7 protein-coding genes are annotated in these 7,918 nt (G+C 67.7%); 3 read left to right on the top strand and 4 right to left on the bottom strand.

The window, feature by feature from the left end; genetic code table 11:
• The first annotated feature begins 219 nt into the window (after window positions 1-219).
• Window positions 220-1,911 carry a hypothetical protein gene (locus VFY73_RS01265; protein WP_329716086.1) on the top strand — a complete coding sequence of 564 codons (1,692 nt, stop codon included), beginning with the start codon at window positions 220-222 and terminating at the stop codon, window positions 1,909-1,911.
• A 10-nt stretch (window positions 1,912-1,921) separates the two neighbouring features.
• On the opposite strand, the gene VFY73_RS01260 is transcribed toward VFY73_RS01265, so the two are convergent.
• Genes VFY73_RS01260 through VFY73_RS01250 form a run of 3 tightly spaced genes read right to left on the bottom strand, consistent with a single transcriptional unit; the run spans window position 1,922 to window position 3,720 of the window.
• Complete coding sequence (locus tag VFY73_RS01260; RefSeq protein ID WP_329716085.1) at window positions 1,922-2,662, bottom strand: urease accessory protein UreF; 741 nt, start codon at window positions 2,660-2,662, stop codon at window positions 1,922-1,924.
• A complete protein-coding gene (gene ureE / locus VFY73_RS01255; protein ID WP_329716084.1) occupies window positions 2,622-3,227 on the bottom strand; it encodes an urease accessory protein UreE in 606 nt (201 codons plus the stop codon). Before ureE ends, VFY73_RS01260 begins: the two co-directional genes overlap by 41 nt.
• A 55-nt stretch (window positions 3,228-3,282) precedes the next feature.
• Window positions 3,283-3,720 (bottom strand): universal stress protein, encoded by a 438-nt coding sequence (locus VFY73_RS01250; protein WP_329716083.1) that lies wholly within the window; start codon window positions 3,718-3,720, stop codon window positions 3,283-3,285.
• Window positions 3,721-3,944: 224 nt separating this feature from the next.
• Here VFY73_RS01250 and VFY73_RS01245 point away from each other — a divergent pair, with 224 nt between their 5' ends.
• Together VFY73_RS01245 and VFY73_RS01240 are read left to right on the top strand one after the other, a co-directional pair.
• Window positions 3,945-5,312 carry a cytochrome ubiquinol oxidase subunit I gene (locus VFY73_RS01245; protein ID WP_329716082.1) on the top strand — a complete coding sequence of 456 codons (1,368 nt, stop codon included), beginning with the start codon at window positions 3,945-3,947 and terminating at the stop codon, window positions 5,310-5,312.
• Window positions 5,313-5,382: 70 nt separating this feature from the next.
• Window positions 5,383-6,378: a cytochrome d ubiquinol oxidase subunit II gene (locus VFY73_RS01240; protein WP_329716081.1), complete on the top strand. Its 996-nt coding sequence runs from the start codon at window positions 5,383-5,385 to the stop codon at window positions 6,376-6,378.
• An 8-nt stretch (window positions 6,379-6,386) separates the two neighbouring features.
• Here VFY73_RS01240 and VFY73_RS01235 read toward each other — a convergent pair whose 3' ends face one another.
• Window positions 6,387-7,730 carry a hypothetical protein gene (locus VFY73_RS01235; RefSeq protein WP_329716080.1) on the bottom strand — a complete coding sequence of 448 codons (1,344 nt, stop codon included), beginning with the start codon at window positions 7,728-7,730 and terminating at the stop codon, window positions 6,387-6,389.
• Window positions 7,731-7,918 lie beyond the last annotated feature (188 nt).

Genomic DNA, 7,918 nt, shown 5'->3' with positions numbered 1-7,918 from the left:
GAATGGCGGCGGATTGCCGCGCCATCATGGCATGCACGTCGCGTGCCCGGAGACCAGGGCGGGTGTGCGGCGGCGGGCCACTCCCGGGTGAGGGAGGGGGCACCGGAGGCGGCCATGCCGTCCGCACGAGAAGCATCGTCCGGCGCCGGTGTTTCGCCCTTGTTGCTGCCGTGTGCCCTCTGTCTTGCTGTGCGCCACCAGCCCGGCGACACTCCGGCCATGCTTGATCAGAGCGCGCCAACGGCCACCGGGCCAGCGCCAGCCAAGCTTGCCGGGCCCGCTGTGCAGCATTTGCGGCAGGTGCTGCTGTGGCCGCTGCGCCTGATGCCCGACCGTGACGAAGGCGACGCCCGCGCCCCGTGGCAACGCCTGCGTGATCTCGGCGCCGCGTCGCCGTGGCGAGAACAGGTCGACGAATACACCGGCGACCCCGCGCAGTTCCACGAGCGCCACTACAACGAGTTCGTCACGTTCCTGCCCTACGTGCAGCGCTTCTTGTACGGCGAAGGCCGCGCGGCGCGCCTGCAACGTGATGCCGACGAACAGGGCGCGCCGATGCGGGTGTTCCGCCGGCGCGACGTGGCGCGGGCGCGTGTCTGGCCGCACGCCGGGGCCGACCCGATCGAGCTGCGGGTCGTGCACGTCGACCTGTACTTTTTCTTCGATGTCGACGTCGCGCTGTTGAACGTGGAGTTCGCAGCCGAGCAGCTGCCGCTGCGCGTGGCGCAAGAGCTGCTCTACCGCAATGGCCGCGCATACCCGCCGGGCTGGGATGCCGGCGGCCTGCCTCAGCATTGTCACTTCGGGGTCGAGTGGTTGTCGCCGGACGGGCGGGTGCTGGCGAAATCCGATGCGGCTGCGCGCGAGGTCTTCCTGGCCCATGTGGCCGAGCACCGTTCGCCGCGTATCTCGTCTCACTGGGCCTGGCTGCTCGAACCGCTGGTGCCCGACCATTCCGGCGCGACCGGTCAACTGCGCTACCGGCAGATCGAGTACTACCGCATGCCGACGATGGCCTACCTGGCGATCGACGATCCGCGGCTGCTGACAAGGTCGGACTTCGTCCGGCTGGGCCTGGTGACCGGCGCTGGCGGTGAGGGCGAGCTGCCGTACGCCGAATGCCACCTGGCTGACTTCGAAGCGCGGCACTGCTACGACCGGTTCTGGTCGTCCCACGGTGCGGCGCCGGATACGCGTTACCTGTGCAGCGGCCGTTCGCTGGTGGTGGTGGGACGGGCCGACGCGCCGTTCTTTTGTTGCGGCGAGCGCGGCGTGCTGGCGCAGTTCCGCCACCCGCACTTCATGATCTTCCTGATCGCGCATTTCCAGAAGGCTGCGCTGCTGATGTTCAGCGACCGGCTGGCCGAGGCGCTCAGGCGGCTGAACGTGCGTGACGCCAACAGCGTGAAGCGTTTCAAGCGCGAGATACGCAGCTGCTTCGAGAGCTTCTTGCGCTTCACGCACCGCTACTGGTTCCACGAGCTGGCCGAGCAGGCCCAGGCGCGGGCACTGTTCCAGCTGACCGCCAGCCACCTGGGGCTCGACACGCTCTATGCCGAGGTGAAGGAGCGCATCGCCGACATGAACGCGTACCTCGACGCCGACAGCCTGCGCCGCCAGGCCAACACGGTGGTGCGGTTGACGGTGGTGACGATGTTCGGCCTGATCGGCACGGTGACCACCGGCTTCCTCGGCATGAACCTGCTGGCCGAGGCCGATGCGCCGCTGTCGCGCCGCATGCTGCTTTTCGCGGCGGTGTTCGTGCTGATGACGGTGCTGACCTTCTACACGATCGCCAAGTCCAAGCGCCTGTCGGACTTTCTCGACGTGCTGTCCGACGAGCGGTTGTCAGTCTGGCAGAAAACCAAGGTCTTGTTCGCTGTCTGGAAGTCGGGTGATGGCGAGCGCTGACCTGCGCAGGCTATGAACGGAACAGGCGCGAGTACTGGGCCTCGTGCTGGGCCGACAGGATGGCCAGCATCGGCGTGAAGGCCTGGCGCTCGTCGTCCGGCGTGACGAGCGCGGTGTCGACGATCGGGCCAATGGCGTTGACGGCTTGGTCCAGCATGCGCTGGCCGGCGCTCTGGCCCAGCGGCACCGCCTTCAGCGCTGCCTGCACCATGTTCTCGGCCCAGCCGAAGGCGCAGGCCACCAGCGCCTCGCGGGCCGGCGCGCCGGTATGCAGTGTCGCGAGCGCGAAGGCCACCGGCCAGGTGGGGGCGGGCGTGAGCCGGCCGAGAAAGGCCACGCGCTCGTCGTCCGGGGTGCGCTGGCGCAGCCAGTCGCGCAGCGAGCGCCCCATCTGTTCGGTCTGCTGGCGGAACTCGCTGCTTTCGCGGGTGCAGCGCACCCAGTCGTTCAACGTGGCCACGCGCGGCAGGTCACCGGCGTTCCAGGCGCCCCAGGCCTGCGCCACCAGCGGCAGGTCGGCGCGGCCCAGGCCCAGTGCCAGCTGATCCAGCACCCAGCGGCAGGCGCTGGCCTCGTCATGGACGAGGCGGGCCTCGATGGCGGCCTCGAGGCCCTCGGAGTAGCTGAAGCCGCCGACCGGCAGGGCCGGCGAGGCCAGCCACATCAGCCGCATCAGCGTCGATGCGGCCAGCGGGCCGGCGGTGGGCGGCTCAGTGCCGGTGGCCGCCGCCATGCCCGTGGCCGTGGTCATGGCCGCAGTCCGGGCCGTGCTGGTGGCCATGGTCGTGGCTGTGATCGTGGGTCTTGGCAGGGGCGTGGCCATGCTCGTGCCCATGGTCGTGGGCATGTCCATGCCCGCCCGTCGCGGCATAGGCGCCGCTCTCGGGCTCGAAGGCGCCCTGGGTTTCGGTCACGATCAGGTGGCGCTGGCGCAGCATGTCGGCCAGCACATGGTCGGGCTCGAGCTTCAGGTGGTCGGGCTGCACCTCCAGCGTCACGTGCCGGTTGCCGAGGTGGTAGGCGGCGCGCAGCAGGTCGAGCGGGCTGCCGTGCTCGGCGCAGGCGCGCACTTCGAGCACGGGCTGCGTCGCGGCCTTGACGACGATCAGGCTGCCGTCTTCGGCCACCAGCACGTCGCCGCCGCGCACCACCTGGCCGCGCGGCAGGAACACGCCGAGCGCGCGTCCCTGGCTGTCGGTGGCGTCGAAACGGCTTTTCTGCCGCACGTCCCAGTCGAGCTCGACGCTGGCGGCGCGCTTGAGCAGCGCCGCAGCCAGGCCGCGACCTTGCGGCATCAGTTTGGTGACATTCAACATGCGGCTGTCTCGGGGATCTTGGGATGCCCCGATGGTAGCCGCCCGAGATCAGCGATCAGCGGTAGACGAGCACCGGCCGCTTCGAATTCGCGAGCACCGCCTGCATCTGGCTGCGCTTCCACAGCGTCGACCAGATGCTGCGGGCGCGGGTGGCCATCACGATCAGGTCGCAGTCCTCTTCCTCGGCGGCCTCGACGATGCCTTCCCACGGCGTGTCCGTCTCCTTGGTCAGCACGTCGCAGTCGATGTGCGCGTTCTCGGCCGCGGCGCGCAGGTCGTGCAGGCACTCTTCGGCCTGGATGCGCTGGCGGGCGAAGTGGCTGTCGCTGGCCTCGCTCTGGCGGCCGGCCATGCCGGCGTAGGGGTCGGGCCGGACCACGGTGACGGCAACCAGCTTGGCGCCTGATTCCTGGGCCAGCTCGATGGCCGCCTGGATGGCCTTGTTCGACAACGCCGATCGGTCGGTGGAGACCAGGATCTTCTTGAACGACATCGCACTCTCCTCGGGCCGGACCACCACGGCCCGTTCTCGACCTATCGACGGATCCGCGTCTGGATTGAGCGCCGCGGCCCGCGCGGCCGGCGCCAAGGTGTGATGCATATCTCACCGGCGCATCCTTGGGGTGGCGCCGGTCACCCGTCCCCAACCCCGGCAAGGGCGGGGGATGCGCCCGGCGCCCAAGCTGGGCACACTGCGGGGCACAGCCGAAGGACACCATGGACACGAGCACCTGGGACCCGTTGCTGCTGGCGCGCATCCAGTTCGCCGCCAACATCACCTTCCACATCCTGTTCCCGACCATCAGCATCGGCCTGGGCTGGTGGCTGCTGTTCTTCCGTGCGCGCTGGCTGTCCACACGCGACGAGCGCTGGCTGGTCGCCTGGCGCTACTGGACCAAGATCTTCGCGCTGACCTTCGCGCTCGGCGTGGTCAGCGGCATCACGATGAGCTTCCAGTTCGGCACCAACTGGCCGGGCTTCATGGAAAAGGTCGGCAACATAGCCGGGCCGTTGCTGGGCTACGAGGTGCTGACGGCGTTCTTCCTCGAAGCCACCTTTCTCGGCGTGATGCTGTTCGGCGCCGACCGGGTGTCCGAGCGCATGCACCTGATCGCGACCTTGTTGGTGGCCTTCGGCACCACCGTCAGCGCGTTCTGGATCCTGAGTCTGAACTCGTGGATGCAGACACCGGCCGGCCACGTCATCGTCGACGGCGAGTTTCATGTCGACAGCTGGCTGGGGGTGCTGTTCAACCCGTCGTTCCCGTACCGGCTGACGCACATGCTGCTGGCATCGGGGCTGACGACGAGCTTCCTGATCGCCGGCGCCACCGCGCTGCGCTACCTGCAGGGCACCGCGAGCCCGGCAGCGGCGCCGGTGATGCGGGCGGCGGTCATGGTGGCGGCGGTGCTGATCCCGCTGCAAATCGTCGTTGGCGACCAGCATGGCTTGAATACGCTGGAGCACCAGCCGCAGAAGGTCGCCGCGATGGAGGCGCTGTGGCACAGCGAGCGCGGTGCGCCGCTGGTGCTGTTCGCCTGGCCGGACGAGGCGACGCGCAGCAACCGCCTTTCGATCGAAGTGCCGCGCGGTGCGGCGTTGATCCTGACCCATCACGCCGACGGTGCCCTGCGCGGGCTCAACGAGTTCGAAGGCCAGCACCCGCCGGTGGCACCGGTGTTCTTCGCCTTTCGCATCATGGTCGGCATGGGGATCGCGATGCTCGCGGTCAGCTGGCTGAGCTGGTGGTGGCTGCGGCATCTGCAGTGGCAGCCGCAGCGCCTGCCGCGTGCGTGGTTGCAGGTGCTGCGCTTCATGAGCTTCTCGGGCTGGGTGGCGACGGTGGCCGGCTGGTACGTCACCGAGATCGGCCGCCAGCCGTTCGTCGTCTATGGCCTGGTGCGCACGGCAGATGTCGCGTCGTCGACACCGCCGGCCCACATCGCGCTGACGCTGGCCGGCTACCTGGTGCTGTACGCGGTGCTGATCGTGGCCTATGTGACGGTGCTGCGCTACATGAGCGAGAAACCGCCGGTCCCGCCTTCTGCGGCGGTCAAGAACGCACCGCAGGGAGAGCCGACATGAGCCTCGCCCGGCCGCCCATAGAAGCTCATTCCCTCTCGGAGGGACGGTCCGCAGGACCCAGGGAGTACCAATGAACGCTGCCGCATGGATGCCGGTGGTCTTTCTCGGCCTGATGGGCGTGGCGATGCTGGTCTACGTGATCCTCGACGGCTACGACCTCGGCGTCGGCATGCTGATGCAACGCGCCGACGGCGAGGAGCGCGACCTGATGATCGCGGCCATCGGCCCGTTCTGGGACGCCAACGAAACCTGGCTGGTGCTGGGCGTCGGCATCCTGTTGATCGCGTTTCCGAAGGCGCATGGCATGGTGCTGACGGCCCTGTACCTGCCGGTGGCGTTGATGCTGCTGGGCCTGACGCTGCGCGGCGTGGCGTTCGACTTCCGCGTGAAGGCGCGTGATGTGCACCAGCCGCTGTGGAACAAGGCCTTCATCGCCGGCTCCGCCCTGGCCTCGCTGGCGCAGGGCTGGATGCTGGGCCGCTACATCACCGGCTTCGCCGATGGTGTCTGGCCGCAGGTCTTCGCCGGCCTGATCGCGCTCGCGTTGCCGGCGGCCTATGTGCTGATGGGCGCGTGCTGGCTGATCATCAAGACCGAGGGGCCGCTGCAGCACAAGGCGGTGCAATGGGCGCGCGTCGCCTGGGCGCCGGTGGTCGTCGGCATGGGGCTGATCTCGATCGCGACGCCGCTGGTCAGCCAGACGGTGCGTGAGCGCTGGTTCCGCATGCCCGAGTTCATCGCGCTGTTGCCGATCCCGCTGGTCACGCTGGTGGCCCTGGTGGTCGCGCTGGCCTTTCTGCGGTCGCGGCACGCCACCGGCAAGCTCTGCTGGGTGCCCTTCGTGTCTTTGATCGGCGTGTTCCTGATGGGCGGCCTCGGCCTGGCTTTCAGCCTGTTCCCCTATGTGGTGATGGACAAGCTGACGGTCTGGCAAGCAGCCAGCGCACCGGAGTCGCTGGCCGTCATCCTCATCGGCTGCGCGATCACGGTGCCGGCGATCGGCGGCTACACGATCTATTCCTACCGTGTCTTCCGCGGCAAGGCCAAGGCCCTGAGCTACGGGTAGCGATGCGGCTACGGGATGCTCGTGCTCGGGATCTGCACCATGTAGGTGTCCACGTCGGTATCGGTGTCCAGGTCCCAGTTGGAGGTCCAGACGATCTTGGTCAGGTCGCGGTTGACGCTGGCCATCGGCTCGGTCCAGTAGCCGTTGGATTTCACGTGGGTGTGTGCGATGTTGTAGATCTTCGGGTTCGCGGCCATCTGCACCACGGAGATCTTTCGATGCAGCCACTGCTGGCTGTCGCCGTATTCCGCGTAGGTCGACATCACGAACCAGCCTGGCTTGCGGAACGACTTGGCCGAGATGTGCAGGGCCGTCGCGGTGCCGTCCAGATAGGTCGGGAACAGATTGACGCGGGCGCCGGTGCGCAGGTTGACCATGAACACCGCGCCGCGGTCGCTGCCATAGTCGACCGAGACGAACTGGTCTTCGCCGTTCGCGTCAAGGCCGATGTCCGAGTGCTCACCGATGCGCGCGATGGTCTTGCTGCTGGAGAAGTCGCGCTTGTAGGCGATCACGCCTGGCCCCCCATACCAGCTGGCGACGCAGTACCGGCCGGTCGGGCTCATGCTGACATGGTCGGGCCGGTCGCCATGGAGGTCCATCATGCCGGTGATCGTGTCGGTGTTCTTGTCCCAGGTGACCAGGCCCAGCCCCTCGAAGTTGGCGTCGTCCACCAGGAAGCACCAGAAGCGACCGTCGGCCGACGGTGATCCTTCGGAGCGGGTCCAGGCGCCTTGCGCAGCAGGCCAGCGGGCCTTCAGCCGCGAGGCCAGGTCACCCACCGTCACGGTCTGGTTGGTGGTCACGTCGAGCTTGTAGACCTTCATGCCCCGGCCGTTGGTGGGCAGGTAGAAGAGCTGGCTCGGGCTCTTGGCCGACCACTGTGGTTCGGCATCGCCCGCGGGGCCGTTCAGCACCTTGATGTGCTGGTAGGTCTTGGCGTCGTACAGATGCCAATGACCGTCGAGGGCGTACACGAGTTGTCTGGTGTTGTCGGTATTGAAGGCCTGTCGGCGCGAATAGTCGTTGCGCGTGAAGCCATTGATGCCATCGGCCCGGTGATCGGTCGAACGAACCGTGCAGGTGCCGAAGGCGGATTCACGCACTGCCGTGCCGCGTGCGGGCTTGGCAGAAGGCTGGAAGGGCTTGGTGACCTTGCCTTTGACCAAGGCGAAGTCATCGGCGTAGAACGAGGCGCAGGCACCGTCGGGCTCCTGGTTCGAGCCCGTGCCGAGCGCCTCGGCTTCGTTGGCGGCCGAGACGGTGCCCAGGGTGAGCAGCCAACCGGCCACGGCCCATTGAATGCCGATTCGAATGCGGATCCGGCAACCCAACTTGACAACAGCGTTCATGGAGATTCCTTTGCGTTGTTAAGCCGTGAACGAAGCCAGGCCTGCCATCGACGGTGCTGATCGGCGACGATGAAAACGTTTACACGGCGGCGGGTTTATAGAGGGGATGCTGAAGCCCCGGTGATCCCTAACCGCAGCGGATTCGTTTCGTGACGCAACGCCGGTGATGCGCTGCAACAAGCGCGCGA

The organism is Ideonella sp., assembly GCF_036277275.1.
Taxonomy (GTDB): domain Bacteria; phylum Pseudomonadota; class Gammaproteobacteria; order Burkholderiales; family Burkholderiaceae_C; genus Ideonella.
The sequence above is the reverse complement of the archived record's forward strand: the minus strand, read 5'-3'. Positions and strand labels throughout refer to the sequence as shown.